The sequence below is a fragment of the Sinorhizobium sp. B11 genome (assembly GCA_039725955.1).
Classification (GTDB): domain Bacteria; phylum Pseudomonadota; class Alphaproteobacteria; order Rhizobiales; family Rhizobiaceae; genus Rhizobium.
Genome location: CP091034.1, coordinates 2,344,441 through 2,369,521 on the forward strand (window position 1 = coordinate 2,344,441; position 25,081 = coordinate 2,369,521).

27 protein-coding genes are annotated in these 25,081 nt (G+C 61.6%); 11 read left to right on the forward strand and 16 right to left on the reverse strand.

Annotated elements, in window-relative coordinates; genetic code table 11:
* Nucleotides 1-83: 83 nt before the first annotated feature.
* The 3 genes from LVY75_21470 to LVY75_21480 all read right to left on the reverse strand — a co-directional run bounded on the left by LVY75_21470 (nt 84) and on the right by LVY75_21480 (nt 3,007).
* On the reverse strand, nt 84-2,090 hold the full coding sequence (locus LVY75_21470; protein ID XAZ21401.1) for an ABC transporter ATP-binding protein/permease: 2,007 nt from the start codon (nt 2,088-2,090) through the stop codon (nt 84-86).
* Nucleotides 2,091-2,220: 130 nt separating this feature from the next.
* Nucleotides 2,221-2,574, reverse strand: a complete 354-nt coding sequence (locus tag LVY75_21475) for an antibiotic biosynthesis monooxygenase (GenBank protein XAZ21402.1) — start codon at nt 2,572-2,574, stop codon at nt 2,221-2,223.
* Between the two features lie 94 nt (nt 2,575-2,668).
* Nucleotides 2,669-3,007 (reverse strand): hypothetical protein, encoded by a 339-nt coding sequence (locus LVY75_21480; protein XAZ21403.1) that lies wholly within the window; start codon nt 3,005-3,007, stop codon nt 2,669-2,671.
* Nucleotides 3,008-3,346: 339 nt separating this feature from the next.
* On the opposite strand from LVY75_21480, the gene LVY75_21485 reads away from it, so the two are divergent.
* From LVY75_21485 to LVY75_21495, 3 genes are read left to right on the forward strand one after another with little or no spacing between them, the layout of a single operon-like run.
* A complete protein-coding gene (locus tag LVY75_21485) occupies nt 3,347-4,009 on the forward strand; it encodes a DsbA family oxidoreductase (protein ID XAZ21404.1) in 663 nt (220 codons plus the stop codon).
* A 46-nt stretch (nt 4,010-4,055) separates the two neighbouring features.
* Nucleotides 4,056-4,475 carry a heme-binding protein gene (locus LVY75_21490; GenBank protein ID XAZ21405.1) on the forward strand — a complete coding sequence of 140 codons (420 nt, stop codon included), beginning with the start codon at nt 4,056-4,058 and terminating at the stop codon, nt 4,473-4,475.
* A 19-nt stretch (nt 4,476-4,494) separates the two neighbouring features.
* Nucleotides 4,495-5,346, forward strand: coding sequence for an SDR family oxidoreductase (locus LVY75_21495; protein XAZ21406.1), 852 nt, complete (start codon nt 4,495-4,497; stop codon nt 5,344-5,346).
* 52 nt (nt 5,347-5,398) lie between these two features.
* Here LVY75_21495 and LVY75_21500 read toward each other — a convergent pair whose 3' ends face one another.
* Nucleotides 5,399-6,301, reverse strand: coding sequence for a sigma-70 family RNA polymerase sigma factor (locus LVY75_21500; protein XAZ21407.1), 903 nt, complete (start codon nt 6,299-6,301; stop codon nt 5,399-5,401).
* Complete coding sequence (locus tag LVY75_21505; GenBank protein ID XAZ21408.1) at nt 6,298-7,041, reverse strand: SDR family NAD(P)-dependent oxidoreductase; 744 nt, start codon at nt 7,039-7,041, stop codon at nt 6,298-6,300. Before LVY75_21505 ends, LVY75_21500 begins: the two co-directional genes overlap by 4 nt.
* Nucleotides 7,042-7,215: 174 nt before the next feature.
* Between LVY75_21505 and LVY75_21510 the strand changes: the two genes are divergently transcribed.
* The 3 genes from LVY75_21510 (at nt 7,216) to LVY75_21520 (ending at nt 8,961) form a co-directional block, all read left to right on the forward strand.
* The gene (locus LVY75_21510; GenBank protein ID XAZ21409.1) at nt 7,216-7,542 is read left to right on the forward strand and encodes a hypothetical protein; all 327 of its coding nucleotides are present in this window, start codon (nt 7,216-7,218) and stop codon (nt 7,540-7,542) included.
* 39 nt (nt 7,543-7,581) lie between these two features.
* Nucleotides 7,582-8,547: an MBL fold metallo-hydrolase gene (locus tag LVY75_21515; protein ID XAZ21410.1), complete on the forward strand. Its 966-nt coding sequence runs from the start codon at nt 7,582-7,584 to the stop codon at nt 8,545-8,547.
* Between the two features lie 63 nt (nt 8,548-8,610).
* Complete coding sequence (locus LVY75_21520) at nt 8,611-8,961, forward strand: DUF2200 domain-containing protein (protein ID XAZ21411.1); 351 nt, start codon at nt 8,611-8,613, stop codon at nt 8,959-8,961.
* Between the two features lie 81 nt (nt 8,962-9,042).
* Here LVY75_21520 and LVY75_21525 read toward each other — a convergent pair whose 3' ends face one another.
* Genes LVY75_21525 through LVY75_21535 form a run of 3 tightly spaced genes read right to left on the reverse strand, consistent with a single transcriptional unit; the run spans nt 9,043 to nt 11,243 of the window.
* Entirely contained in the window at nt 9,043-9,945 is a 903-nt protein-coding gene (locus tag LVY75_21525; protein XAZ21412.1) for a dihydrodipicolinate synthase family protein, read from the reverse strand.
* Nucleotides 9,946-9,959: 14 nt separating this feature from the next.
* Complete coding sequence (locus LVY75_21530; GenBank protein ID XAZ21413.1) at nt 9,960-10,595, reverse strand: LysE family translocator; 636 nt, start codon at nt 10,593-10,595, stop codon at nt 9,960-9,962.
* Nucleotides 10,596-10,634: 39 nt separating this feature from the next.
* A complete protein-coding gene (locus LVY75_21535) occupies nt 10,635-11,243 on the reverse strand; it encodes a LysE/ArgO family amino acid transporter (GenBank protein XAZ21414.1) in 609 nt (202 codons plus the stop codon).
* Nucleotides 11,244-11,343: 100 nt separating this feature from the next.
* Between LVY75_21535 and LVY75_21540 the strand changes: the two genes are divergently transcribed.
* Complete coding sequence (locus LVY75_21540) at nt 11,344-12,240, forward strand: LysR family transcriptional regulator ArgP (GenBank protein ID XAZ21415.1); 897 nt, start codon at nt 11,344-11,346, stop codon at nt 12,238-12,240.
* A gap of 127 nt (nt 12,241-12,367) precedes the next feature.
* On the opposite strand, the gene LVY75_21545 is transcribed toward LVY75_21540, so the two are convergent.
* Nucleotides 12,368-13,129: an SDR family oxidoreductase gene (locus LVY75_21545; protein XAZ21416.1), complete on the reverse strand. Its 762-nt coding sequence runs from the start codon at nt 13,127-13,129 to the stop codon at nt 12,368-12,370.
* A 41-nt stretch (nt 13,130-13,170) separates the two neighbouring features.
* Nucleotides 13,171-14,259 (reverse strand): alpha/beta hydrolase, encoded by a 1,089-nt coding sequence (locus tag LVY75_21550; protein ID XAZ25794.1) that lies wholly within the window; start codon nt 14,257-14,259, stop codon nt 13,171-13,173.
* 309 nt (nt 14,260-14,568) lie between these two features.
* Here LVY75_21550 and LVY75_21555 point away from each other — a divergent pair, with 309 nt between their 5' ends.
* From LVY75_21555 to LVY75_21570, 4 genes are all read left to right on the forward strand, one after another.
* On the forward strand, nt 14,569-15,459 hold the full coding sequence (locus tag LVY75_21555) for a LysR family transcriptional regulator (protein ID XAZ21417.1): 891 nt from the start codon (nt 14,569-14,571) through the stop codon (nt 15,457-15,459).
* Nucleotides 15,460-15,899: 440 nt separating this feature from the next.
* Nucleotides 15,900-17,207, forward strand: a complete 1,308-nt coding sequence (locus LVY75_21560) for a hypothetical protein (GenBank protein XAZ21418.1) — start codon at nt 15,900-15,902, stop codon at nt 17,205-17,207.
* A gap of 390 nt (nt 17,208-17,597) precedes the next feature.
* Nucleotides 17,598-18,725 carry an alpha/beta hydrolase gene (locus LVY75_21565; GenBank protein XAZ21419.1) on the forward strand — a complete coding sequence of 376 codons (1,128 nt, stop codon included), beginning with the start codon at nt 17,598-17,600 and terminating at the stop codon, nt 18,723-18,725.
* A 345-nt stretch (nt 18,726-19,070) separates the two neighbouring features.
* The gene (locus LVY75_21570) at nt 19,071-19,865 is read left to right on the forward strand and encodes a metallophosphoesterase (GenBank protein XAZ21420.1); all 795 of its coding nucleotides are present in this window, start codon (nt 19,071-19,073) and stop codon (nt 19,863-19,865) included.
* A gap of 16 nt (nt 19,866-19,881) precedes the next feature.
* Here LVY75_21570 and LVY75_21575 read toward each other — a convergent pair whose 3' ends face one another.
* The 6 genes from LVY75_21575 to LVY75_21600 all read right to left on the reverse strand — a co-directional run bounded on the left by LVY75_21575 (nt 19,882) and on the right by LVY75_21600 (nt 25,035).
* Nucleotides 19,882-20,790 carry a helix-turn-helix transcriptional regulator gene (locus LVY75_21575; GenBank protein ID XAZ21421.1) on the reverse strand — a complete coding sequence of 303 codons (909 nt, stop codon included), beginning with the start codon at nt 20,788-20,790 and terminating at the stop codon, nt 19,882-19,884.
* A 58-nt stretch (nt 20,791-20,848) separates the two neighbouring features.
* Entirely contained in the window at nt 20,849-21,244 is a 396-nt protein-coding gene (locus LVY75_21580; GenBank protein ID XAZ25795.1) for a hypothetical protein, read from the reverse strand.
* 195 nt (nt 21,245-21,439) lie between these two features.
* Complete coding sequence (locus tag LVY75_21585; protein XAZ21422.1) at nt 21,440-22,171, reverse strand: molybdate ABC transporter substrate-binding protein; 732 nt, start codon at nt 22,169-22,171, stop codon at nt 21,440-21,442.
* Nucleotides 22,168-22,956 (reverse strand): ABC transporter ATP-binding protein, encoded by a 789-nt coding sequence (locus tag LVY75_21590; GenBank protein ID XAZ21423.1) that lies wholly within the window; start codon nt 22,954-22,956, stop codon nt 22,168-22,170. Before LVY75_21590 ends, LVY75_21585 begins: the two co-directional genes overlap by 4 nt.
* Nucleotides 22,946-23,980, reverse strand: coding sequence for an iron ABC transporter permease (locus LVY75_21595; protein XAZ21424.1), 1,035 nt, complete (start codon nt 23,978-23,980; stop codon nt 22,946-22,948). Before LVY75_21595 ends, LVY75_21590 begins: the two co-directional genes overlap by 11 nt.
* Nucleotides 23,977-25,035 carry an ABC transporter substrate-binding protein gene (locus LVY75_21600; protein XAZ21425.1) on the reverse strand — a complete coding sequence of 353 codons (1,059 nt, stop codon included), beginning with the start codon at nt 25,033-25,035 and terminating at the stop codon, nt 23,977-23,979. The genes LVY75_21595 and LVY75_21600 overlap by 4 nt, the downstream gene beginning before the upstream one ends.
* Between the last annotated feature and the right edge of the window lie 46 nt (nt 25,036-25,081).

Below are 25,081 nucleotides of genomic sequence, written 5' to 3' on the forward strand. Positions count from 1 at the left end.
TGATTGAAACCGCGCGTTGAGCGCGCCAGTACCAGTAGGTTGTGAAACTGGCGCAAGGCTGACGGAAGGCCGCGGACGGGTCTCTACTTCCTGCTGTCCGTCAGCGCCGTCTTGTCCGAGCGCGTTCGGCCCTTCGCCAGGGAGCGCGGACTGTCCAGGAAGCGCGACAGCATGTTCCGCTTCCTCTTGCGCGGGACGAGATCGATATCGCTGACAAGTTTGGCGCCGCCTTTGCGCCGTTCCAGCGTGATCTTGCGGCTGTGGTAGACTTCGAGCTCGGCCCGGTGCGCCACGCTGAGGATGGTGACTTTTGGAAGTTCCCGGATCACCATCTCCATCATCTTGTCCTGGCTCTTCTCGTCGAGCGCCGAGGTCGCCTCGTCGAGAACGATGATATCGGGGTTGTGCAGCAGCAGGCGCGCGAAGGCGAGCCGCTGCTTTTCGCCGCCCGACAGGATCTGGTCCCACGGCGCCTCTTCCCCGAGCTTCTCGTTGAGGTAACCGAGCCCCACCTTATCGAGCGCGCTCTTGATTTCGTCCAGCGACCAGGCGTCGGCGGCATTGGGATAGGCGACGGCCCGGCGCAGCGAGCCGGAAGGGATGTAAGGCCGTTGCGGCAGCATGAACAACCGCCTGTCGGCATGGAAATCGACGCTGCCGTGGCCCCAGGGCCAGAGACCCGAAATGGCGCGCACGAGCGTACTCTTGCCCGAGCCGGATTCGCCGGCAACCAGCACCCGCTCGCCCGGCTCGATCTCGACCCGGGTTTCCGTAACCACGGCGGTTCCATCGTCCAGCGACACGGCCAGATCATTGAGGCTCAGCATCGCCTCGCTCCCGGTCTCGCCATGCTGGATGCGACCGAGCGCATCGCTCTGTTCGGCCCGTTCCAGCCCATCGAGAGACATCATCAGCGAGGCGACGCGCCGTGCGCAGGCGTTCCAGTCGGCAAGCCGCGGATAGTTGTCGACGAGCCATCCGAAGGCAGTCTGGACGATCGCGAAGGCCGATGCCGCCTGCATCACCTCGCCGAGCGACATGCTGCCTTCGAGGAACTTCGGCGCGCAGAGCAGCACAGGCACGACAGGCGCAATCAGCATCGACCCGTGCGAGACGAAGGTCGTGCGCATATACTGGTGCGCAAGCTGCGCCCACTGATGGAGAACATTGTCGAAGGTCTTGTTGAGGTCGTTGCGCTCCTCCTCCTCGCCGCCGAGAAGCGCGATGCTTTCGCCGTTTTCGCGCACATGCGTCAGCGTATAGCGAAACTCGGCTTCCACCTGGTTCTTGACCTCGGAAACCCGAACGAAGCGCCGGCCGATGACGGCAATCGTCGTCGAGGTGATTGCGGCATAGAGCACCGCCGTGACCACGAGGAAGCCGGGAATGGTGATCGACATCCCGCCGACCGGCAGCGTCAGCGCGCCGCCGATCGTCCAGAGAACCACGATGAAGGTCGAGGCCGAGAGAAAGGCCGAGATGACGCCGGCGACGAAATCGACGGGCGATTCCGTGGCGATCCGCAGATCCTCGGAAATGCGCGCCTCCGGATTCTTGTGATCGCCGCCGATGAGGTTCAGCTGATAGTAGCGCCCGTTCGCCAGCCAGCGTGCGATCAGCGAGGTTGCAAGCCACCGGCGCCAGTGCCGCTGGATCATCATGCGGACATAGACCTGTGACGTCACGAGAATGACGCTGCCGGCGACCAGCGGCAGGAAGATCGCGCTCAGATAATAGACGGTACCCGCATCGTGCCGCTCGATGGCGTCGAATATGCCGCGGTTCCACCTGTTGATCCCATACTGGAAGCCGACATTGGCGCCGATCATGATCAGCAGCCCGATGGAACATGGCCAGGCGAAACCATCGCCCTTGCGGCTCCAATAGCCGCGCGCGCTGATCCAGAACCGCTTCAGCAGATATTTCTTGCGCGCCTCTTCGGCCTCCTCCGGGCTGAGCCCCGGATCGGGTTCGATAACATCTGGCGGCGGCGCGACATCGACGGTCGATGCCTTCCCCTGGTGCGTCTCCTCGACGCCATCAGGTTCGGCGCCGTCGACCGATTTCGATTTCAGTTTTGCTTCGGCCATGTGAGCGAAAACGGATTACCAATCGAAAGGTTTCACGAGCGCGGTCAAGCTTGGTGTCTGCCGGAAACAGGAAGGTGAATAGACGGCCGTGACCGGATCAAGAGGTTCGGGAGAAGCCGAACCGCTTCCTTTATGTGGCACTCGCCATCTGTCGGCCCCCGCCGTCAAATCCGTAGGCGCGCTGCACGAGAGCGACGCGAATTTCGTATTTCGAGTACCACTCTTCGCGGCCTCTTCGTTGTGCTTCGGCATGGTCGACGAGGGCTTTCCATGCGCGGATACTGTCTTCGTCCTTCCAGAAAGAGACCAGTATTCCAAAGCCATCTGCCCCGCGCGCGCTTTCGAAGCCAAGATACCCCGGTTGTTGGCTCGCAAGTTCGGTCATTGCGTAACCGATCTCGCCATATCCATCGTCTAAGTTTGTTCGCTGCGAGGTGAAGCTGACCATATAATATGGCGGTTCCGGTAGCGCGGCTATCTGCATGTGATTTCCTCTGTTTTCGAGACGGAAGCAAACGTCGCCCGCCTTCGCCCGCTCGAGAGATGACTGCAAATGGGTGATGCTCGCCCGCAAGCGCTCAGGTTACGAAGGGCATGATATCCACACCGTCACCGGGAAACACGGTGATGTGCGGATGGTCCTCGAACAATCGTGCGGCATCATCAGCCGTTTCCGCCTCCACCACGAGATAGCCGCAGAGTGGATTGAAGGCTTTGGCGATGCCGTCCCTGGTTATGCGTGTCGTCTTGCCGACCATGCCACCTCGATCGAGGATGGACGCAGCATTTTTTTCCTCCCACGCCGCCCACTGTGCAACGCCAACGGTATCGATCGCATCCTGCTCGGCTTTGGTCAGCTTTCGGAAGGACGCAAAGTCCTCGGGCTTCATGGTGTAAACGGCAAGAAAACGCGGCATTGACGCTACCTCCTGTGCTCAATTGTGCGTCAGCTTACACCCACTCGTCGGCAATCGCCCGCGCAGCCCCAGAGAAATCGCGACCCTTGCCTCGTTTTTACGTGCCACTATCCCGCAGCCAGCTTTACGCCGAGTAGAGCTTGCGGCCATTCGCTTCGAAGGACAGTCAGCAGGATTGCAAAAATCCCCTCTTGTTTTCAGTTGGTTGCGATCTTTCTTCGATGGCTTGGGAATATTCGCCCCCGCTCCCCGATCTTGTCTGTCAGTGGCCAAAGAGTTGCTGTCACGGGACATCCGCGTGGCCGACGGCCAAGGAAAGGCGTCATGCCTGGAGGGTCCATGATCTCATTGAAGCGATCGGTCGAGGTGGAGTTTATCTCCGATATCGTCTGCCCCTGGTGCGCGATCGGCCTGCACAGTCTCCTTGCCGCGCTGATACGCGTGCAGGATTCGATAGAGGTGAAGATCTCATTTCAGCCCTTCGAGCTCGACCCCGCCATGCCGGAAGGCGGTGAAGACAGCACGGCCTATGTCGGGCGGAAATATGCCCTGTCGGCAGCGGAGGCGGCGCGCAATCGTCAAACCATCCGTGCGAGAGCGGCCGAGGTCGGCTTCGATATGGCGTCGATCGACAGTCGGCGTCTCTACAACACGTTCGACGCACACCGGCTGGTTCATTGGGCCGAACTCGAGAAGCGCCAGATCGGTCTCGAGCTTGTACTTTTTGCAGCGCATTTCACCTATGGTGCAGATGTTTCCAATCTCGATGTCCTTGCCAATGCGGCGCAGGTGGTGGGGCTCGATCCTTCGGCCGCCCGCGAGATCCTCACATCGGGCGCTTACGCCAACAAGGTCCGATGCGCTGAAGCGGATTGGCATAGCCGCGGCATCCGCTCCGTGCCGACACTCATCCTTCAACAGAAATACCGCATCTCGGGTGCGAGCAGGCCGCGCGACTACGAAGAAGCGTTGCGACGCGTAGCGGCCCAGCAGCCGGGATAGTCATCAATTCATCTTCCATTCCAATCGATATCGATAGGAGAAGACCATGATCACCCTCAAGAGCCTCGGTCTCGCCGAGGCGGACCAAATCATCAGGGCCGGCATCGCCCGCGCCTCCGAGATCCGCTCGCCCAGCACGATTTGCGTTGTCGATGTCGGTGGAACCGTCATCGCGCAGGCGCGCATGGATGGCGCCTCGCTTTCGAGCGTCGCGCTGGCCTATAACAAGGCCTACACCGCCATCTCCACCCGCCTCGCAACGAGCTTCATCGCCACGATTGCCCAGCCCCACGGAGACTTTTACGGCATTGCCAATGGCCTCGGCGGCCGCGCCATCATCTTTCCCGGCGGCATGCCAGTTAGCATCGATGGAGAGGTCGTGGGCGCAGTTGGCGCCAGCGGCGGCAACGGCGAGCAGGACGAGGACGTGGCCCAAATGGCCGCCAAGGCCCTCTCGGGCAACTGATCCATTGCGGGAGGCAACAATGACCACCATCATGATCACAGGTGCCGGCAGCGGCCTTAACAACGGTGCGGCCATCGAGCTCGCGCGGCGCGGTCACGAGGTGATTGCCTGCGTCGAGAACTATCCGCAGCTCCGCGCGCTGGAGATCCAGGCAAGGAACCACGGCCTCGCCCTGCGCATCGAAAAACTCGACGTCACCAATGAGGGCGATCGCAGGCGCGCCGCATCGTGGGACATCGACGTGCTTGTCAACGGCGCCGGCATTATCGAGGGCGGCGCCATCATCGACATCCCCTCTGAAAACATGCAGCGACAGTTCGAGGTCAATGTCTTCGGCCCGGTGCAGCTCACCCAGGGGATAGCGCGCAAGATGGTAGCGCGGCGCAGCGGCAGGATCATCTTCATGTCGTCGGTCGTCGGCATCCTTTCAGGCCCGTTCGTCGGCGCCTATGGTGCCTCCAAGCACACGCTCGAGGCAATTGCAGAGACAATGGCCATGGAGCTTCAGGAATTCGGCGTGGAGGTGGCGGTCATCAACCCCGGCCCCTATCTCACCGGTTTCAACGATGCCGGGTTCCTGGCCCCGAAGAGCTGGAACGACGACCCGGGAGAGCGCGTGTTCGACTACGACAAGCTGGCCTTCCCCTTCGAACAATTCGAGCCGTCGACCGTGTTCAACGCCATTGCCGACGTGATCGCAGGCAAATCGCAGCTCTTCCGCAACATCGTTGCGCCGGAACTCGCAGACGGCGTTCGCGAGCAGTCGCTGCAGGTGTGGACGCGGGCGACAACCGATGGTCTCGGCACGCGTGCCGGCCTGGTTCAGCGGTCATATGATCTGAAGCCGGAAACGCTCGTCACATCACAATAGGCAGGGGCATGGCATCGACCGCCGCAAAGCGCTCAATCGCTCCGGGTCACCACTATGCTGCCGGCATGACATCGGCACCCTCGATGACATAGGTCGCATAGCGATGGTCGCGGATCAGGCTTATCTTCTGCCCCTGCCATTCGAGCAGCATGAAATAGGAAGGACCGCCGGACGCTTCGGCCGATACCAGCAATATTTCCCGGCCTTCCAGCCAGGCCGGCTCGATCCTGACCGGCGGATATTCGGCATAATATGTGAAGAACCGGCCGACATCGGCGGCACCGGAGATTTCCGGCCGACGCGCCTGACGCAGCCGGACATCGTCGGCCAGCAGGCGGCGCAAGGCGTCCCAATCCCGGGCGTTGAACAGCGCTGCAAAGTTCAGGGCCTCCGGACTGGGCGGTGGCGCAACGTCGCGCCGCATGTCGGAGACGGCGCGCAAGCTCGCCCGGCCGCGCGACAGATGCGCCTTGACGGCATCGACACTCAGCTCCAGCAACGCTGCGATATCCGCAAGCGACTCTCCGAGCACGTCCTTGAGGATGACCGCGCTGCGTTGCGGCACCGGCAATTCCGCAAAATGGCCAAGCGCTATCAGCACCGTGTCCTGGCGGATCAGCGCATCCTCGGGGCCGACGGCGCTGATGTCGGCGAGATCGAATGCCGTCTCGAGGGGCTCGGCCCGGCGCGTACTGCGCTGGCGCAGGGTATCGATGGCCTTGTTATGGACGACGCGAAACAGCCAGGGGCGCAGCGGCGTGTCAGGCGGGATCGAGCCCGCCGTCGCAAATGCCCTGGCAAACGCCTCCTGGATCACATCCTCGCCGTCGATGACGGACCCCACCAGACGCGCCGCATAGCGATGCAGCTCGGGGCGAAGCGCATCCGCTTCGCTCGCGAGTGCTGCGAGCAGAGTTTTCCTCTCTTCGTCCTTGAGGGCAGCGTCTTCCGTCATTCGATGACCGTCACTCCCGTATCCCCGCGCACCGCGTAGACCATCGCCTCGGCGAGATCAGTCCTGCCGATCAGGTCGGCGACCATATCGCCAAAAGCCCGCGGCGTCATGTCCGGCCAGGTGGCCGCCTGCTCGGCAAATGTCCGACCCGCCGCCGCGGCATAGGCTCCGATGCCGGTATCGCCGACACCGGTTCCGGCAAACATCTGCCGGGGAACGATGACCCGGAAGCGCAAGCCCAGGCCAAGCTGCGCCGACAGGCCCTCGGCATATTTCGCAATGAACCACTGCGCGCGCTTGGCGCCCGCATAACCGCCAGACAGCGGCGAGCCCTGCACGGCGGCTCCGCTGGAAACCAGCACGACAAGCCCGCCCGGCGCCATCGGCAGGGTCAGGGCAGCCTGTACCCAGTGCAGCGCGGCCTTGACGTCCACATTCCAGTTGGTGGTGAATGCCTCCCAGCCGATCCGGTCGATCCGCTCCATGGGCGGTTCCGCACCGGCATTCATGATGACGAGATCGGGTCGCCTCTCTTCCATGATGCGCCATGCCGCATCGACATCGGTTGCATCAGCCGACAGGGCCGTGAAGGCCGGTTGTTCGCCCGCCTCCTGCATGGCCGTAACGTTCCGGGCAACCACCGTGACGTCGCCCGCGCGCGCCACGAATGCCTCGGCAAGCCCCCTCCCCAAACCACGGCTGCCGCCGACAACAACAATTCGCTTTCCATCCAGATCCATCTCTCATCCTCATTCGGGTCGGGTCAGACCGTTCGACGACGGTCGCAACAACGACGTTCCAACGAGGCAAAAAGAGTCATCTCCATCTGCGATTTGTGGCGGCCGGCGTATAAAGATTCGGCTCGACCGAAATTCGAGGGTGATCGATATCGGCCTGGATCACCGCAAGCGGCCATGGGTTCCGCCAACCCGAAGAACGGTATCCGTGAAGGTCGGCCGGATGATTGCGTGCAATTTTCTGATATTGTACATTCCCGCGACTGCATTGAAAGCTTCCGTCCGGGGTCTGTCATGCGAGGGGAACAACGATCTGATGGGCCGTCTACGGCTCCCGGACGCGACGATGACGACCAGATCGTTCCCATCGCCGGCATCGCTTTTTCGTCTATCAAACTGATCAAGAAAAACAGCACGCGCAAACTGCGCAATCGCCTGCTCTACGGCATGGGCTCCACACATCCCGAAATCATCAACCAAGGCGGGGAAGCGGCTTCAGCCTGACCCTGAAGCGCCGCCGCCATTCCGGAAAGGACCTGCCAAGTGACCCAGGATTTCAGACTTTCCCGTCGCGGTTTTTGTCTCTGCTGCGTGGCCGCCTCGACATTCGCCGCATCCGGAGGCTGGCTCAGCCCGAAACAGGTATTCGCGAAGGCTCAGGGCATCGTCGATATAATCCGCGACTCCGCCGCCAAGGAGCCGATCAAGGTCCATAAGGCAAGGGCCGGCGTATCGATCCTCGAAGGATCGGGCGGAAACATCGCCGTCCTGACCGGCGCGGACGGAAAGGTTCTCATCGATGGCGGCATCACCGCCTCCCGGCCGCGGGTACTCGAGGCCCTCGCCCGACTTGGCAAACAGCCGATCACTCATCTCATCAACACGCACTGGCATTTCGATCACACCGATGGAAACGCATGGCTGAACGCCGAGGGCGCGGCCATTCTGGCGCATGAAAACACCTGCAAACACCTGATGTCGGTCGTGAGGGTCGAAGACTGGGATTACGAATTCCCGCGACCGCCGCTCGCTGCCGTGCCTTCGGAAACCGTCGGCGACGAGATGTCCCTCAAGCTCGACAAATCCACCCTGATGCTGAAGCATCATCCGAATGCTCACACCGATGGCGACATCTCCGTCACCTTCGGCGAAGCAAACATCGTCCATGCCGGAGACCTCTACTGGTACGGCATCTATCCGTTCATCGACTATTCGACCGGTGGCGGCATCGACGGAATGATCAAGGCGGTCGAGGACATCCTGGCCAATGTCGCCAACGACACGATCGTCATCCCCGGTCACGGCCATCCCGTCAGCAACAAATCGGAACTCACCGAGTACAGGACGATGCTGGTCGATATTCGCGGGAACGTCTCCAAACTGAAAGCCGCCGGAAAGCCGATCGACGAGGTCCTTGCCGCAAAGCCGACAGCCGAATTCGATGCGAAATGGGGGCAGTTCCTCGTCACCCCTGAATTGTTCACGCGCCTCGTCTATCATGGCGTCTGAGAAGATCGCGCAACGGCAAAGCTGTCGGCGCTGTCGCGAGATGCCCGCCATCAGGGAGGAGGCATGACGAAGCATCGTATCTATTCGGTCAGCGTCGCAAGCGTTTACCCTCACTATGTCGCCAAGGCCGAGAAGAAGGGCCGCACCAAAGCCGAGGTCGATGAGATCATCTGCTGGCTGACGGGGCACAGCCCGGAGAGCCTGGACGCTGAACTGGCGCAGAAAACCAGCTTCGAGGATTTCTTTGCGCAGGCGCCGGCGATGAACCCGTCCCGGTCGCTGATATCTGGTGTCGTCTGTGGCGTGCGCGTCGAAGAGATCGAGGAGCCGACCATGCGGGAGATCCGCTACCTGGACAAGCTGGTCGATGAGCTCGCCAGGGGAAAGGCGATGGAGAAAATCCTGCGGGCATAGCCGCGGCCCGGCCCGTGGCTATGACTCCGCGTCGTGGAGACCACTCCCGCTGGCCGGAGCAATTCCGGCAGCGGAAATGCTCTACCGGCCGACTGCGGCACCAAGGCTTTGAAGCGCCTCGCGCACCCGCCCGCGTGCGGCCTCGGCAAGGCCGAGCACCGGGCGCGGCGGCGAAAACCGGCCGAGGCCGATGAGATCGGCAATCGTATACATGACACGGAAACTGCCGAATTCCTTGAACAGCGCCCAGAGCGGCGCGAAGGCCTCGTTGATGCGTCCCGCCTCCGTGGTGTCACCTGCCTGCGCGGCCCTCGTCAGCTTCAGCGCCTCGGCGGGCAGCAGGCCCGCAACCACGCTGTACCAGCCATCGGCGCCTGCGAGCAGCGCATCCGCCGCAATCCAGTCGCCGCTATAGCCGAGCGCGAAACCATCTGGCGTCACCGCACGGAGACTTTTGATCTCGCCTGCAATATCGCCATTGGCAGGCAGCGGCATCTTCACCGCCTGGACGGTGCCAAGCCTGGCAAGCCGGGCGATCAGCTCGGCGCTGAAGGTGAATTTCGTCGTGCCCGGATTGTTGTAGATGCAGAGCGGCAGCTGCCCGGCATCGGCGACAGCGGCAAAATGCTCGTAGACCTCGTCGTCGGTGAGCGGCGTATAGGAGACCGGCGCGAGCAGCAGGCCATCCGCCCCAAGCTCCCGCGCATCCCTGGCGAGCGCCTGCGCCTCATCCGTCCGGAGCGCGCCGACACCGACGATGACAGGGATCTTGCCGCCGACGGCAGACATGGCCGCCTCCACCGCCCGGCGCCGCTCTTGGCGCGACAGGAAGGCATAGGCGCCGGTGCTGCCGAGCAACCCGATGGAATCTGCGCCCGCGGCCTCAATGCGGCCGAGCAACATGGCGAGCGCGCCGGTATCGACAATGCCCGAGGCATCGGCCGGCGTGATCGGAAAGGCGGAAAGGCCATGGAAAAGCGGCATCGGGAATTTCCTTCTTATGCGCGTGACAGCAGGAGCTTCATGCCGGCGGCACCGAAGACGAGCGCCAGCGTGCCCTCGATCCAGCGCCGCGCGTGGCGATACATGCGGATCATCGGCGCGGTGGAGAAGACCAGCGCATAACCGCAGAAGATGGTGATGCTGAGAATGGCGCAGCCCGCGAGGATGACGGCGACGGTCGCCGGCGTCGCGCCCGGGCCGAGACCAAGCGTCATGGTCGCGATCCAGCCGAGCAGCGCCTTCGGGTTGGTCAGGTGCATCAGCAGGCCGCGGCGATAAAGGCTGAAGCCCGAGGCCGGCTTGATGGCATCGAGCGGCCTGCCCTGCTTCTCATCCGAGGTCATGGCGGATTTGCCGGCCTTGTAGGCGAGGAACATGAGGTAAAGCCCGCCGGCTATCTTCAGGACAACGAGCGCCTGCGCATATTGCGCCAGAACGGCCGAAACCCCTGTTGCCGCCATCGAGCCCCAGAAGAGCGAGCCGCTGACGACGCCTGCGGCAATCATCAGCGCCGACTGGCGCCCCTGATGCATGGCGACACCCATGATGCGCATATTGCTGGGACCGGGGCTGGCTGCGGCGATGATATAGGCGGTGAAGACTAGGGCAAGGTGATGCGGATCGACGTTCATTCCGGTTTCCCAAGGTCGTGATTGAGGCGCATGCAGCCGTCACATGCCGTTCAGGAGCTTGAACGCGATCAGCCACATCACGCAAGCGATGATGGTCTCGAGAATGCGCCAGGAAACCGGCCGTGAAAAGATGGGACGAAGCCAGGCCGCACCATATCCCAGCGAAAAAAAGAACAGGAAGGAGCTGCTCACCGCCCCTGCGGCAAAGGCGGCCTGATGGCCGGCAAAACGCGTCGAGATCGTGCCGAGCAGGATCACCGTATCGAGATAGACATGCGGATTGAGCCAGGTCAGCGCCAGGCACATGGCCATGGTCTTGCCGAAGCTTGCCCCCGCCCCGTTTGCAACCTGCAGCGTGCCCGAAGACCAGACCGCCGAATAGAGGCTTTTTGCCCCATACCAGATGAGGAACGCCGCCCCGCCATAACGCATGACCGGATCGAGAAAGGGCATGAGCTTCACCACCTGCGCCAGGCTGGTGACGCCGATGACGATCAGGATCGCATCCGAAAGCGCGCAGGCAAGGCAGACGGCAAAGACATATTCGTTGCGCAAGCCCTGGCGCAGGATGAAGGCATTCTGCGCGCCGATCGCCACGATCAGGCTGAGGCCGGCGGCCATGCCGGTGAAATAGGTCGAGATGTCCATGATATCAGAGAGTTCCGTCGCGTTGTTGCAACGCTCCGTAGACCGATCGATCGGATTAGGCTAATTAATCATCCTTACGTCAATTAAGCGCAGCTTACCCATGATCGATTATCCTGCCCTTCGTGTCCTGCTTGCCGTGGTCCAGACCGGCAGCTTCGAAAGGGCCGCCGCCATCCTGAACGTCACGCCCTCTGCCGTCTCCCAGCGCATCAAGCAGCTGGAAGAGCGCGTTGGTGCTGCCCTCGTGGTGCGCGCAACGCCGTGCACGGCAACGGAAAAGGGCGACTGGCTCTGCCGCCACATGGAAAATGTCGGCATGCTCGAAAGCGAATTGCTGGAGCACCTGCCGGCGCTGAGCGACCGCGACAATCCCGAACAGCGCGTCACGCTGCAGATCGCCACCAGCGCCGACAGCCTCGGCGCCTGGTTTCTGGAGGCGATGGCCGATTTCTCGAAAAGCTCGAACTACCTCCTCAACATCTCCATCGAGGATCAGGACCACACAGCCGAATGGCTGGAGCGCGGCCGCGTCATCGCCGCCGTCACCAGCATGGAAAAACCGGTCGCCGGCTGCCGCCGCTACTCGCTCGGCGCGCTGCGTTACCACGCCGCCGCCAGCCCCGAATTCGTGCGCCGCTATTTTCCCGACGGCGTCACCCCGGAAGCACTAGCCCGCGCCCCTTCCTTCACCTTCAACCAGAAGGACCGCCTGCAGGCGCAATGGATCCGCCGCACGCTCAAGACCGACGTCAACGTGCCGACCCACTGGCTGCCGGCCACGCAGGGCTTTCTCGATGCCGCCCTTCTCGGCATGGGCTGGGGCATGAACCCGACCCAGTTGACGCAGGCCCACATCAAGGCCGGCCGCCTCGTCGAGTTGATTCCGGACACGCCTCTCGATGTCGTCCTCTACTGGCAGATCAGCCGGCTCGCCGCGGACCGGCTTGCGGGCCTGACGCGGACGGTGATCGAGGTGGCGAGGCGGTCGCTGGTGTGAGGGTGATGTGGGGGGGTTAACGGCGTCTGTTTTGCGTGGTCATCGCAAAAAGAACAGATGATCAGCACGATGCCCGAGACAGACTTACATCAAACGTGCTGATCATCATGAGGATTGATCGGGCGGGCTACTGAACGGTGTAGCCGCCATCAACAGGCAAAGCGTGTCCGATGATGTAGCTCGCCGCGTCGCTGCAAAGCCAGAGCACGGCGTCGGCGATCTCTTCCGCTCCACCGAGCCGGTTCATTGGAACGACTTGCATCAACGCATCCATCGCTTCCGGCTGAGTCTCAAGCATTCCTGTGACCATGGGCGTCTCGATGATGCCTGGGCAGATGGCGTTGATCCGGATTCCCTTGGCGGCGTATTCAAGCCCCGCGCTTTTGGTCAGACCGACCACGCCATGTTTTGAGGCATGATAGATGCCCCGTTCTGCAATCCCTACCAGGCCTCCAAGAGAGGAGTTGTTCACGATTGCACCCGACCCCTGCTTGCGCATCTGCAGCAACTCATACTTCATGCAGTTCCACACCCCCCGCAGATTGACCCCCATGACGAAGTCGTAGTCCTTGGGGTCTGCGTCAGCGGTCTCGGCGACGGGACTCTGGACTCCAGCATTGTTGAAAGCGGCATCAAGGCGGCCGAATTCCGCTACCGTCTTCTCGACCATGGCAGCAACCTGTTCCATGTCGGCTACGTCGCACTGAATGGCGATAGCGCGATGTCCTGAAGAGGTCAGGGAGTCAGCCGCAACGCGCACGGCGCTCTCATTGACGTCGGCAAGCGCGACCGCCGCTCCGGCCTCCGCAAAGGCCTTCGCAGCCGCCAGTCCCATGCCGGAAGCTGCACCCGTGACCAAAGCGACCTTGTTTTCGAAAGAGATGTTCATAGCATTCACTCACTGTTCCGATGAGAATTCGGCGTCGTCCACTAGGCTGACAGGTGCTGATCGAAGAAGGACTCGAGCTTGTCCCACGGGATCAGGTCGACTTTGTCGTAGAGGTCAACGTGACCAGCGCCGGGAACGATGAACAACTCCCTGGGTTCAGCAGCCTTCGCAATCGCCTGTTCGCTGAAGAAGCGCGAATGGGCGTACTCGCCTGCGATCAGAAGAACAGGCCGAGGCGAGATCATGTCGACATGGTCGAACGGCCGGAAGTGCAGGTAGGATGGGTCACCCGAAACGTTCATGGCGGTCGTCGCGCGCGGGTGAGCGCCGCGGGGCGTCCGGTAATAATCGAAGAACTCCCGCGTGATCGCGTCCGTCTCGGATGTCAGGTTTTCCGGCAGTGCGCCGTATTGCTTCTGAGCACCCGCCGCTTCGGCCCAGCGTTGTTCGCCGATTTTTGTCAGCATTTCGATCCGGGCATCGTCCGTCAGTTCCACGCCCTTCCAGGCCCATTTCGCGCCGCCCATGTCGTACATGCTGACGGTGGCGACCGCCTTCATGCGCGGATCGATCTGAGCGGCTGCAAGTGCAAAACCGCCGCTGGCACAAACGCCGATGACGCCAATACGATTCCGATCGACGCGTGGGTCGAGACCCAGGAAGTCGACACCCGCACTGAAGTCTTCGACAACGGCTTCCGGCGAAGAGATGAAGTGCGGCTGGCCGCCGCTTTCGCCATTGTACGAGGCATCGTGTGCGATGGTGATGAACCCGCGCTCAGCCATCGTCTGCGCATACAGCCCGGCCGTCTGCTCTTTGACACCGCCGTAGGGATGGCCGACGATCAGCGCGGGTTGGCGTCGCGAGGCGTCAAGGTTCTTCGGGACATACATGTCCGCGACGAGACTGATGCCGAGGCGGTTGACATACGAGACCTTGCGGTGCTCCACGCGATCGCTTTGCTTGAAAGTCTTGTCCCAGACCCCGGCATACTGGGCGAACGCAGGGCTGGCAGCGAGCGAGATCACGCCTGCCGCGGCAGTTCCTGCTCCGGCCAACTTGAGAAGCTCACGCCGACCGATGCCGACCGTTGACTGCCGGTCGTTCGATTCAACAGATCCATTGTCCATTGTCATTCTCCTTTGCCGTCTGATGGTTGCAGGAGGAATATAAGCTGGCTGGACCTGAGTGATTATCGGCCGCAATTCGCAAGCGCTTATGTGTCCCATGCATTAATCGGGGACGTGGGAAAACCGTCATCAACAGCTCAGAAACGCACCGAACTTAAGGAAAAGGGGAGCGTCGATCGCGCAAAGCCGCTGTTTGCGTATTCTAAGACATACCGACTGCTATCACTTATTCTTGAGGAGCAATAATCGGAGATGATGTTGCGCGGCCCAGGCCGTATCTGTGGTCGATCCAATCGATGGAGTAGATGGATGCTGCGCGCGAATGTAAATGATCTCCTGGCCTTTATTGTCGTTGCCCGGGAGCGAAGCTTCACGAAAGCCGCCGCGCAGCTGGGCATGTCGCAATCGGGTCTCAGCCATACGATACGGGCGCTCGAATCTCGCCTTGGGCTCCGTCTTCTCACCCGCACCACTCGCAGCGTGTCGCCTACGGCCGAGGGTGAGCGACTGTTGAACGTGATCGCTCCTCGGTTCGAGGAGATCGAAGGCGAACTTTTTTCAATCACCGAACTTGGAGAAAAACCCGCTGGTACGATCCGCATCACCGCTGAGGACTACGCCATCGACACGGTTCTCTGGCCAAAACTCGATAGAGTCCTGCGGCGATATCCCGACATCAAGGTCGAGTTCATCGTCGACTACGGGCTGACTGACATTGTGGCCGAGCGGTTTGACGCGGGCGTCAGGCTTGGGGAGATCGTGTCCCAAGGCATGATCTCGGTGTGCATCAGCCCCTATCAACGGATGATCGTGATCGCCAGTCCAGCGTACATCGAAGAGCGGGGCACTCCGATGAGACCACAGGAACTCACGTCACATCAATGCATCAACCTCCGGCTTCCGACCCATGGCGGAACCTACGCCTGGGAGTTCGAAAAGGACGGGGAGGAATTGAGAGTTCGAGTGGATGGCCAGGTCATATGCAACGGTATCAGGCAGATTTTGAACGCCGCCATCAGCGGTTACGGTTTCGGATTCGTACCCGACGGCTTGGCGTTACCTGACATTGAGGCCGGGCACCTGGTTCAGGTTCTCGCCGACTGGTGCCCGTCTTACCCAGGGTATCATCTTTACTATCCGAGCCGTCGGCAGTCGTCCGCAGCGTTCAGAGTCGTTCTCGATGCGCTCAGGCAAAAGTGATATCGCCAGTCAGTGACAGTCGCCTTCGATCTTTTGGCAGATCAGCCGGCTCGCCGCGGACCGGCTTGCGGGCCTGACGCAGAAAGTGATCGAGGTGGCGAGGCGGTCGCTGGTGTGAGGGTGATATGGGGGGTTAACGGCGTCTGCTTTGCGCGATCTTGCGACCTCGCGAATATCGGCTGCATTCGCCGTCAACTCACTTCTCCATATCCTCGGGGAGCTTTGCACCCGCCGTCGTAAAATCTTCCTCTTTTCATGGGCTGGAAGTATAATCTCCCCTTAACGTCATCGAACGCAAATCTGGCACAGCTACGCGTGGGAGTTCCGCGAAAGCCAAGCGGCTAGCCGTCGTCGTAGCGCAACGGGACCACTTGGCGAATGTGGAGGAGACAATGGCACATGCGCTGTGGAGTCGCCGCATTGCTGCAGGGTTTCGGCAGATGCTGCTGGCGCTTTCGGGGGTCGTCGCAATTTTCTACGGCTTCCCCTCAGTCGCGCTCGCGGACCAGGGCGGCATGCGAGACATTATTGTTCGCGAGTTCGAGGCGTTTGACCCCAATTATCGAGAACGGCGTCAGCACTATGCGGAGCGCCTCGAAGCGCTCGCGGCCGGGATCGCTGCCGAACAAGCTGCGGGCAATACTCTGCAATGCTCGGAGCAACTGTATCTCGAGGCAAAGTGGCTGCTCGGCTACACGGCAAACTGGAATGCGCTGGAGGATAAGCTGGAGCGCATCGAGCGGAGCTTACAGGATAAAGACCAGAACTTTGCCAGCGAGCAATCGCCGGTCGATGGCTTCTGGGGACTTTGCTACGATCAATGGTTCATGCGAGTAGGCGCGACGGCAACGGCGATCGGCCTTCTCACAAGCCAGGGGGAACCCCCTCACTATCGTTTGCGCCCGAGGCTGCGCACCGGCCGTGAACTCATCAACTATCTGCAGAGCCTGCTGATCTCGGACATCGAAAACACCGGCATCGACAACCGTGGCGAGCTAAGCAGCTTGATGACGAGTTACTCGACGGCAGCCTACAAGCGTGATCTCCAGGATATACTTTCCGGCTACGTAGCGCTCGACGAAAGCATAGACTGGGATGAAGCACGCGAGGCTGCATGGTTTTTTATCCACGGCTCACAGGATACCGCAACTGGCTATTGGGGAGCCTGGTACGTCATCGATGGCAAGATACGCAAGACCACCGATCTCAGCATAACATTTCATGTCGTGCGATACAGCAAGGGCGAAGTGGATCATTGGCCGCAGATCATCAGGACGACGCTTGCCATCAAGGACGATCCCTATCCCTTCGGGTGGCGCAGCGGTGGGAAGTTTACCAACCACAACCTCTATGATGTCGCCTCAATCTTCAAGTTCGGCTGGCCCCACATGAGCGAGGAGGAGCGCAGGACGGCCCGCGATGAAATCCGCCAGATGTTGCTTTGGTCATTCGAAAACACTCTGAACCCGGACGGCACCTATCGGCACAATCCTGGTTACGGGGACTCCTTCGCAGACGAATATTATTTCGGCGTGTCGCTGCTCGATGTTCTGGGCTACTGGAAGCCTGCCGAAAGGTTCTGGACCGATTATCCGCTTGAGCCGGCCTTGGCCGGTCGCGCCGACTGCTGCCTCATCAGACAACGCGTCAAGGCATATGGCTTTGAAAGCTGGGCCGGTGCTGGCGCTTTGGAAAAGCTCGAGAGGAGTTGCAGCGTCTGTCCCGCTCAAGCGGTAACGCAGCGCTAATCCTCATCGACGTCTATCCTGCCAGTCGAGCCAGCTCTGGACGCCGCGCGCGAAACTCCGGTCATTGGAGTGTCCGCAAAGGAGCCGAAAGCAGTCATTCGCTCCAAGTCAGATCAGTTGGTGGATCGTCAGAGGTTCTTCATATGGATCATGCCGGAACAACATGAATTCCCGGACGGCCTCCGGGATAACCTGATTCCTGTTGCAATCCTCACTAGAATGCATTAGCTAATTCTTGAGGAAATATTCAAAGAAAAATTGAATACTGCAAATCCACACGGATCGGCGTAATTAATACGCCAGTCGTGGCAGGATTTACTGTCCGCTTGCTATCGCGTTCATCATGCAACGAGAGCCGCACGGTCGCGCCGTCGAGAGGCGAAGAAGATCATGATCAAGACGGTTTACTTCGCAACCAATCGCCAGCCGCTGCTCGATCCCACCGATCCGCAGCATCAGCGCATCATCGGTTTCGGCACGGAGCTCGGCCCGACCAGCGGCATCGATGTGCGCTATGGCAGCGCCAAGGTCGACGTCAATCTGTCGAGGAAGACGAATGTGATGGTGCCAGGCTCGCTTGCCGTGGCCAGCCAGCAGCTTCTCTTCGCCGAGGGCGAGGCGCCGACGCTTGGCAGCGACACGATCTTCGATGCCATCCGCGCCTCGATGAAGGCCGACAACAAGCCGACGATCGCCTTCATCCATGGTTTCAGCAACAGTTTCGTCGATTCCATCGAGCGCGCCGGGTGGCTCAGCGCCTTCTACGGGCTCGACGTCAACATGTTCGTCTTCTCCTGGCCGTCGCTCGCCTCGCTCCTGCCCATTCCTACGCCATTCGGCGATTATGCCCATGACCGCAAGACGGCGGCGGCATCCGGCATCGCGATCGCCAGAACCCTGCGCCGCCTCAGCGATTTCGTCGACAAGCTCAGCGAGGAGGAGCGCTGCGACCAGGCCATCCACCTGATCTGCCACAGCATGGGCAATTATGTGATGCGCAACGCGCTGCAGGCGCTGATGAAACTGCCCGAACCCGCCTCCCCGACGCTTTCGGCCGTCAACGCCATGACCTCGCTCGACGGCGCACCGTCATCGCCGCTCCGCCGCTATTTCGACAAGGTGATCCTCGCCGCCGCCGACGAGGATGCCGACGCCTTCGACGATCCCGCGAAGTTCAAGTTCCTGCCCCGGATCTGCCGGTCGATCACCGTCTACTATTCCGAGAAGGACTGGATCCTGAGCACGCTCAGCAGCGGCACGAAATTCAACGGCCCGCGCCTCGGCGCCGACGGCCCCGACAATATGGGCACCATCAGCGACAAGGTATCGGCCGTCGACGTCAGCGCCATCCTTTCTGCATCGGAGCCGCAAAACCATCAATATTACCGGGTCTTCCCGCAGATGCGCGACGACATAAAAGCCGTGCTGACCGGCACTGCGCCCGAAAAGATCGCCAATCGCCAGGCGATCGGGCAAGGCCGGTGGCGGCTGGTCAAGAGGGCCGGAAAACCCTCGTGAGCGGATTGCTTCGGCGTTCGGCCCCGGCGAGCCAACGGCACTTTCTGTCCGCTCTGCAGCCCGAAAGAAAACCCCTCCCCACAAGCGGGAGGGACTGGCCCTGAGCGCGGCGTTTCTCTCCCGAGACGCTAAAGATGTGAAGGAAAAAGGCAGCCGCAAGTTAAGCCCCTCCCCCTTGTGGGGAGGGGTTTGGGGCGGGGTCTTTTCCGAGCCACAGTCGCCCGCAAACATCGGCGCAAATCTATTTCGGCCGCCGCGCCCTGTATCATCCACCTTCCCCCGGTCTCAGCTTGGCGCGGCTCACGAACAATGCCATACCAAATGCCATAACGGAGCCAGCCATCGATGACCGGGAACGCTTCCCTGCACACATTCGCCATCGGCGATATCCACGGTCGCGCCGACCTGCTGGAGGAGATGCTCTCAGGCATTGCCGGCAAGGCGCGTGACGAGGGGATCGATTACCGGATCGTCTTCCTCGGCGACATCATGGATCGCGGGCCGGAGAGCCGCAGGGCGCTGGATCTCGTCATCCGGACGCTGCGCGACAGGCCGGGCTCGAAACTGATATGCGGCAACCATGACGCCATCCCGCTTCTGATCCTCGACGAGACGGACCCGGTCGCGCGGGCAGATCTTGTCAGCCACTGGCGAGACCTCGGAGGCAGCGAGACGATGCTCTCCTTCGGCCTGCCCCTTGAGGCAAGCATCACTGCCGAGGAAATCCGGAGCCGGTTCGGAGACGAACGCCTGCAATGCCTGCGCGATGCCGTGCGCTATGTCGAGCTCGACCACCACATCCTCGTCCATGCCGGCCTGAAGCCCGGCATTGCCCTGGCCGAACAGGAGGCGCAGGCGCTGATGTGGATACGCGGCGAGTTCCTGAATGCCAGCGCTTCATTTGGCAAGATCGTCGTTCACGGGCACACGATCACCGCGAGCGAACGCGTCGAGATCTTCCCGAACCGGATTGCCATCGATACCGGCGCCTTTGCAACGAATATCCTGTCGGCGCTTCACATCAGCCCTTCAGGCGATGTCTCGGTGCTGCAGGCAACGGCAGCCGGCCCCGGTCCTTGCCGTTTCCTGGAAGGCCGGCCCCTCACCCGGTCTCATGACAATGTGGATCTGCTGTTCTAGGCCGCGCCAGGAAATATCAATTCGGCTCCCGCCTGAACGGTACCAGATTGGATGCCGACCCCTTGGCAACATCCCCGCCGTCGCGCTCGCCCGGCTCCGTGCGCCAGTCCGCCGTGATTTCCAGCCTGTGCTGGCTCGCCGGCATCTGGTCGCTGAAATAGCGCGTCGGCGTCGTTCCGAGCATGCGGCGGAACATGGCGATGAAGGCGCTGACGCTTTCATAGCCGAGATCGCCGGCGATCACGGTCACGAGCTGCCCGGCCGCCAGCCGCTGAAGCGCCACGCCGATATGCAGCTGCTGGCGCCAGCGCAGGAAGGACATGCCCGTCTCCCGCTGGAACAGGCGGCTGAGCGTGCGGTTGCTGGCGCCGACCCGCGCGCCCCATTCGTCTATGGTGAAGCGCAGGCCGGGCTCGGCGACCATCGCCTCGGCGAGCCGCTGCAGCCTGCGGTCGGCGGGCATCGGCAGATGGATGGGCTCGAGCGGCGCGGCGCGCAGTTCATCGAGAAGCACCCCCACCAGACGGTTAAGCCGTTCGGGCGCGATATCCGGACCATCCGGGCGCGGCTCCAGCCGAAAGATCAGCTCGCGCAGGAAAGGCTGGACGAAGAGAATGCCGCACTCGTCCTGCAGTCCGTCGGTCAGTTTGGCGTCGACATAGAGATTGCCGATCCTGACATGGCCGCAGACGCGCCCGCTATGGGCGGTGCCGCCCGGAATCCACAGCGCGCAATTCGGCGGCACCGTCCAGACGCCGCCGGCCGCCCTCATCGTCAGCACCCCGCTGATCACGTAGAGCAGCTGTGCCTTCTGGTGGCGATGAGGTTCGGACTCGCCGACGAATGTCGTCTCGGTGATGAAGCTGAAGGCCGGCCACGACACATCGTCGATCCGCGCGGGGTCAAATCTATCCGGAATATCCATTGCCGATCCCCATGAGCGAACTTGGCCGACGGCGCGTGACCTATCACAGAAGCCGGATTCAGAGTAACCAGGCATCGTCTCTGCTGCCGAGCAGGCTGCCCCCCTTGCGTTCCGCCTCCTTTTCATCTGCCGCAAAGACGATCGCGAAGCCGAAGGCCTTTCCGGCCGTGACCGCCGCGATCTTGATGGCAGGCGACATCGGCCTGCCGCCGTCGATGACGATCATGCCGCGGCAATAGGCCCTCATCCGGTCCTTGATCTTCTTGAAAAACAGCGCCCGCTCCTTGCGTTCCTCCTGCGTGTCCTCGTCATGATCGTCGGGTGCGTGATCCGTGACGAGCACGAAAGGCCGCCGCTCCTCCAGGAGAGCCTCGATCTGATCATTGATGGGAGTTTCGGCATTAGCCTCGGTGCGGATGAAGACGACAGGCAGGCGGGAACGATCCAGAAGCACGGGCAACGGCCTTTCGAGAGTGAAGCAAGTGAGACGAGCCTAGCATTCCGCGCCGAAGCCGGATTTCGCGAAGCTGCCAACAAATGTTCTGGATCGGCCAAGTTTTGCGAGGGAGCTCGATGGCGGGGTTTCGGCTATCGCGCATGGTTGCGATCCGCCGAACGGCCAGGCACATGAGGATTGCATCCGCAAAATCTAGCCGACCCGCGAAAAGCCTGCTTCTTTCAAGATCTCCTGCCCTTGATCGGACAGGAGAAAATCCCGCAGTTCTCTCGCATCGTCCGGAGCGCCCTTGCACAGCCCCAAACCATATTCGACCTTGGGAGAGAATTCCGCCGGGATTTCCACGACGCGGAAAGCTGGATCGGCCTCCAGCAGCCGGGCGTTGGAATAATAGCTCAGGAAAAGGTCGGCTTCGCCGTCAGTGATCAGATAGCCGCCGCCCTTGCCGGGCGGTGTCGGCGGCGAATTGCGGCCGCCGACCAGTTGCCGCGCGCGGGCTTTCAGCGCGACGCCCATGCCTGGATGCTGCGCCTCCACGAGGTCGAAAACCTCGAAAGCATAGTCCCCGGAAGGATCGTCGCCTGGCGTCGATGTGCCGATCTTCACCTGGGGATCTGAGAGGATGTCGAGAAAATTCTCCGTCGCGAGGCCGAGATCGGCGCGTGCGATCACGCAAAGCCGATTGCGCGCGAAGCAGACGGGCTGTTCGGTGATGCCGAGGGAAGCGAGACGTCGCGGATGCGCCATATTGGCCGAAGCAAAAAGATGGAATGCCTCGCCCGCCTCGATCCGTTCGCGCAGCAGGCCGGCAGGTCCAAGTGACAGCGAAATCCCGATACCCGTCATCTGCCCGAAAGCGCCGATGATGGCAGGAAATGCATGCCGCATGCTGCCAGCGGAGAGCACCTTCACGGATTGGGTCATCGACGTTCTCCTTTTCGGTCTCTTTGCCGGAAGAGCGGTACGAAAGCGGTTTCTTCACGCTCACCGCTGCCGAGGCGTGCCGACAGGATCGGAATGCCGTAAAGCGCTTCCAGATAGGCTTCCGTCATCACCTCTCCGGTTGCGCCGAAGACGGTTCTCGTCTGCGGCAGCATGAGCAGCACCTTGTCAGCCACGGCGACCGCGTGGTTGGGCTGATGGGTGGTAAAGGCAATGGCGAGCTTTTCACGGTCGGCCAATTCGCTGAGCAGGGAGAGCACGACATCCTGATTTTTCAGGTCGAGCGCGGAAGCCGGCTCGTCGAGCAACAGAACCGCATTCTCACCCGCAAGCGCGCGGGCAATCAGCACGAGTTGACGCTCGCCACCGGACAAAGCCTCGATATTGCGCGACGCGTAGTCGGCCATGCCGGTGGCGCTGAGTGCCGCCATCGCCTTTTCCACATCGCGCTTTCGCGGCGTCTGGAAAACTGCGATATGCCGGGCGCGGCCCATCAGCACCACATCCAGTACCGAATAGGGAAAGGAGCCGATGAATTCCTGCGGTACGAAGCCGGTGCCCTGATTGAGTTCCACCCGGCCGGAGGTTGGCTTCAGAAGTCCTGCCAAAACCCGCAGCAATGTCGATTTGCCGCGGCCGTTCGGCCCCAGGATAGCGGTGATCTCACCTGCCCTCAGGTCGAAATCGAGATCGCGGAACTGCCAGTGCTCGCCGTCATAGGACTGGCTGACGGCCTCGATGCGCAGCATGACCGGATCAGAATCCACGTGCGCCTCTCTGGGTCTGCTTCAACACCAGCGCGAAGACCGGCGTGCCGATCAGCGCGGTCAGGATGCCGAGCGGGATTTCAGTGGCTGTGGCAGTGCGGGCGACGGTATCGATTATCAGCAGGTAAAGCGCGCCTGTCATCAACGAGGCCGGCATCATCACCCGGTGATCGGGGCCGACCAGCATGCGCGCCATATGCGGCACGACCAGCCCGACCCAGCCGATAGCGCCGCTGACGGCCACCTGCGCCGATACGATGCAGGAGACGAGGATCAGGATCAGCCAGCGGAGCGGCTCGACATTGACGCCGAGGGCGCGGGCATCCTCGTCGCCGATGGAGAGCAGATTGATGCGCCAGCGCAGGCCGAGCAGCAGAAAGCTGCAGATCAGAACGGGTGCGGCGATCAGCAGGAACTTTTCCCAGTTGGCGGTGGCGAAACTGCCGAGCAGCCAGAAGACCATGGCCGGCAGCTTGTCCTCCGTATCGGCCAGATACTGGACGAGGCTGACGAGCGCACCGAAGAAGCCGGTGACGACGACACCGGCCAGTACCAGCGCCAGGATGTTGCGGCGCGCGACGATGCCGTTCAGCGCATAGACCAGAACCAGGGCCGAAAGCCCGAAGACGAAAGCCGAGCCAAGCAGCCCGTAACGCGGAAAGCCAAAGAGGATGGCGAGCACACCACCGAAGGCAGCACCCGAGGAGACGCCCATCACCTGCGGCCCCACGAGCGGATTGCGGAACACGCCCTGCATCGTGGCGCCGGAAAGTGCGAGACCCGCGCCGGCCAGAAGCGCCAGAAGGATGCGCGGCATGCGCACCGTGAAGACGACGTTCGCCTCCGTCGGGGTTACCGGCACGTCCGGCGGGGAAATCGGCGCCCAGAGGATCTGGATTACCCGTGCGAACGGAATGTCGTAACGGCCTATGCCAAGGGAAGCGACCGCGACGAGCGCCAGAGTGACCGCCAGTATGGCGATGATCACCGATGGCGGGCGTCGCGGCAAGACGTCGTCATTCATTGCGCAGGGCGATAGTCGGTGCGGTAGAACTCCTTGTAATAGGCATCTGCTTCCTTCTGCATGTCGATATCCTTGAAGCGCTCGGGATAAAGCTCCTTCGCCATCCAGAGTTCACCGAGCGCCATCGCTTCCGGCATCGGGTAGCCCCAGGCCTTGGCATATTCCGGCATCAGGTAGACCTTGCCGTTCTTGACGGCATCGATCGTCTGCCAGGAAGCACCCTTCTTGATCTCGTCGACGACGGCCGGATAACGCTCCTGGACGAAGATGACGGCCGGGTTCCATGTCAGGACGTCTTCCATCGACACCTGCTTGAAACCGGCGATCGAGTTCGCAACGTTGCGGGCGCCGGCGCGCTCCATCATCAGGCCGGTATATTTGCCGCGGCCATAGGTGGAGAGGTCCGGATTGGCCATGTAGGTGGCGACGCGCTTGTCTTCCGGGATGTCGGCGAGCCGGTCGGCAACGAGCTTGCGGGTCTTCTTGGTGACCGCGATCATCTCCTCGCCCTTTTCCTTGCGGTCAAGCACGTCGGCGATCAGCCGCACGCCGGTCGCGAAACCAGCGTCGATCGCGGCCGGCTCGTCCTTGACGCTCGGATTGAGCTTGACGGCTTCGGCCGGCGGCACGTCGAGCAGCGAAATGGCGACGACCGCGAGGCCGGCATCCTCGATCTGCTTGACCATGTCGGCCGGCGCATAGTTGGTGACGAACACCACATCCGGCTTCAGCTTCAGCAACTCCTCGATATTGACCTTGGTGAGGCCACCCGGCATGGCAAGGTTCGGAAGCTGTGGTGCGAGACGCACATAATTGGCGCCGAGCTGCTTCTTCCACTCGTCGAGTACACCGACCACCTTGTCCATCGCATCCATCTGCACGGCGATATTGAGCGTCTGGTGCTGCAGGATGACGACACGGCTGACGACGTCAGGGATGTGCACCTGTCGGCCGATCTGATCGGTAACCAGACGGTCGGCCCAGGCGGGGGCAGACAGCAATAAACCACTGATAGAAATGGCGATTTTCGCAACGAAAGCGAGACGGGCGATCATGGGCATGGGTCCTCAAGGATGGAGCCGACCGCTAGCATGATATCCC

Coding starts and splice junctions, on each gene's coding strand:
- LVY75_21470 (XAZ21401.1), bottom strand. CDS start 2,090: ATGGCCGAAGCAAAACTGAAATCGAAATCGGTCGACGGCGCCGAACCT.
- LVY75_21475 (XAZ21402.1), bottom strand. CDS start 2,574: ATGCAGATAGCCGCGCTACCGGAACCGCCATATTATATGGTCAGCTTC.
- LVY75_21480 (XAZ21403.1), bottom strand. CDS start 3,007: ATGCCGCGTTTTCTTGCCGTTTACACCATGAAGCCCGAGGACTTTGCG.
- LVY75_21485 (XAZ21404.1), top strand. CDS start 3,347: ATGATCTCATTGAAGCGATCGGTCGAGGTGGAGTTTATCTCCGATATC.
- LVY75_21490 (XAZ21405.1), top strand. CDS start 4,056: ATGATCACCCTCAAGAGCCTCGGTCTCGCCGAGGCGGACCAAATCATC.
- LVY75_21495 (XAZ21406.1), top strand. CDS start 4,495: ATGACCACCATCATGATCACAGGTGCCGGCAGCGGCCTTAACAACGGT.
- LVY75_21500 (XAZ21407.1), bottom strand. CDS start 6,301: ATGACGGAAGACGCTGCCCTCAAGGACGAAGAGAGGAAAACTCTGCTC.
- LVY75_21505 (XAZ21408.1), bottom strand. CDS start 7,041: ATGGATCTGGATGGAAAGCGAATTGTTGTTGTCGGCGGCAGCCGTGGT.
- LVY75_21510 (XAZ21409.1), top strand. CDS start 7,216: ATGGGTTCCGCCAACCCGAAGAACGGTATCCGTGAAGGTCGGCCGGAT.
- LVY75_21520 (XAZ21411.1), top strand. CDS start 8,611: ATGACGAAGCATCGTATCTATTCGGTCAGCGTCGCAAGCGTTTACCCT.
- LVY75_21525 (XAZ21412.1), bottom strand. CDS start 9,945: ATGCCGCTTTTCCATGGCCTTTCCGCCTTTCCGATCACGCCGGCCGAT.
- LVY75_21530 (XAZ21413.1), bottom strand. CDS start 10,595: ATGAACGTCGATCCGCATCACCTTGCCCTAGTCTTCACCGCCTATATC.
- LVY75_21535 (XAZ21414.1), bottom strand. CDS start 11,243: ATGGACATCTCGACCTATTTCACCGGCATGGCCGCCGGCCTCAGCCTG.
- LVY75_21540 (XAZ21415.1), top strand. CDS start 11,344: ATGATCGATTATCCTGCCCTTCGTGTCCTGCTTGCCGTGGTCCAGACC.
- LVY75_21545 (XAZ21416.1), bottom strand. CDS start 13,129: ATGAACATCTCTTTCGAAAACAAGGTCGCTTTGGTCACGGGTGCAGCT.
- LVY75_21550 (XAZ25794.1), bottom strand. CDS start 14,259: ATGGACAATGGATCTGTTGAATCGAACGACCGGCAGTCAACGGTCGGC.
- LVY75_21555 (XAZ21417.1), top strand. CDS start 14,569: ATGCTGCGCGCGAATGTAAATGATCTCCTGGCCTTTATTGTCGTTGCC.
- LVY75_21560 (XAZ21418.1), top strand. CDS start 15,900: ATGCTGCTGGCGCTTTCGGGGGTCGTCGCAATTTTCTACGGCTTCCCC.
- LVY75_21565 (XAZ21419.1), top strand. CDS start 17,598: ATGATCAAGACGGTTTACTTCGCAACCAATCGCCAGCCGCTGCTCGAT.
- LVY75_21570 (XAZ21420.1), top strand. CDS start 19,071: ATGACCGGGAACGCTTCCCTGCACACATTCGCCATCGGCGATATCCAC.
- LVY75_21575 (XAZ21421.1), bottom strand. CDS start 20,790: ATGGATATTCCGGATAGATTTGACCCCGCGCGGATCGACGATGTGTCG.
- LVY75_21585 (XAZ21422.1), bottom strand. CDS start 22,171: ATGACCCAATCCGTGAAGGTGCTCTCCGCTGGCAGCATGCGGCATGCA.
- LVY75_21595 (XAZ21424.1), bottom strand. CDS start 23,980: ATGAATGACGACGTCTTGCCGCGACGCCCGCCATCGGTGATCATCGCC.
- LVY75_21600 (XAZ21425.1), bottom strand. CDS start 25,035: ATGATCGCCCGTCTCGCTTTCGTTGCGAAAATCGCCATTTCTATCAGT.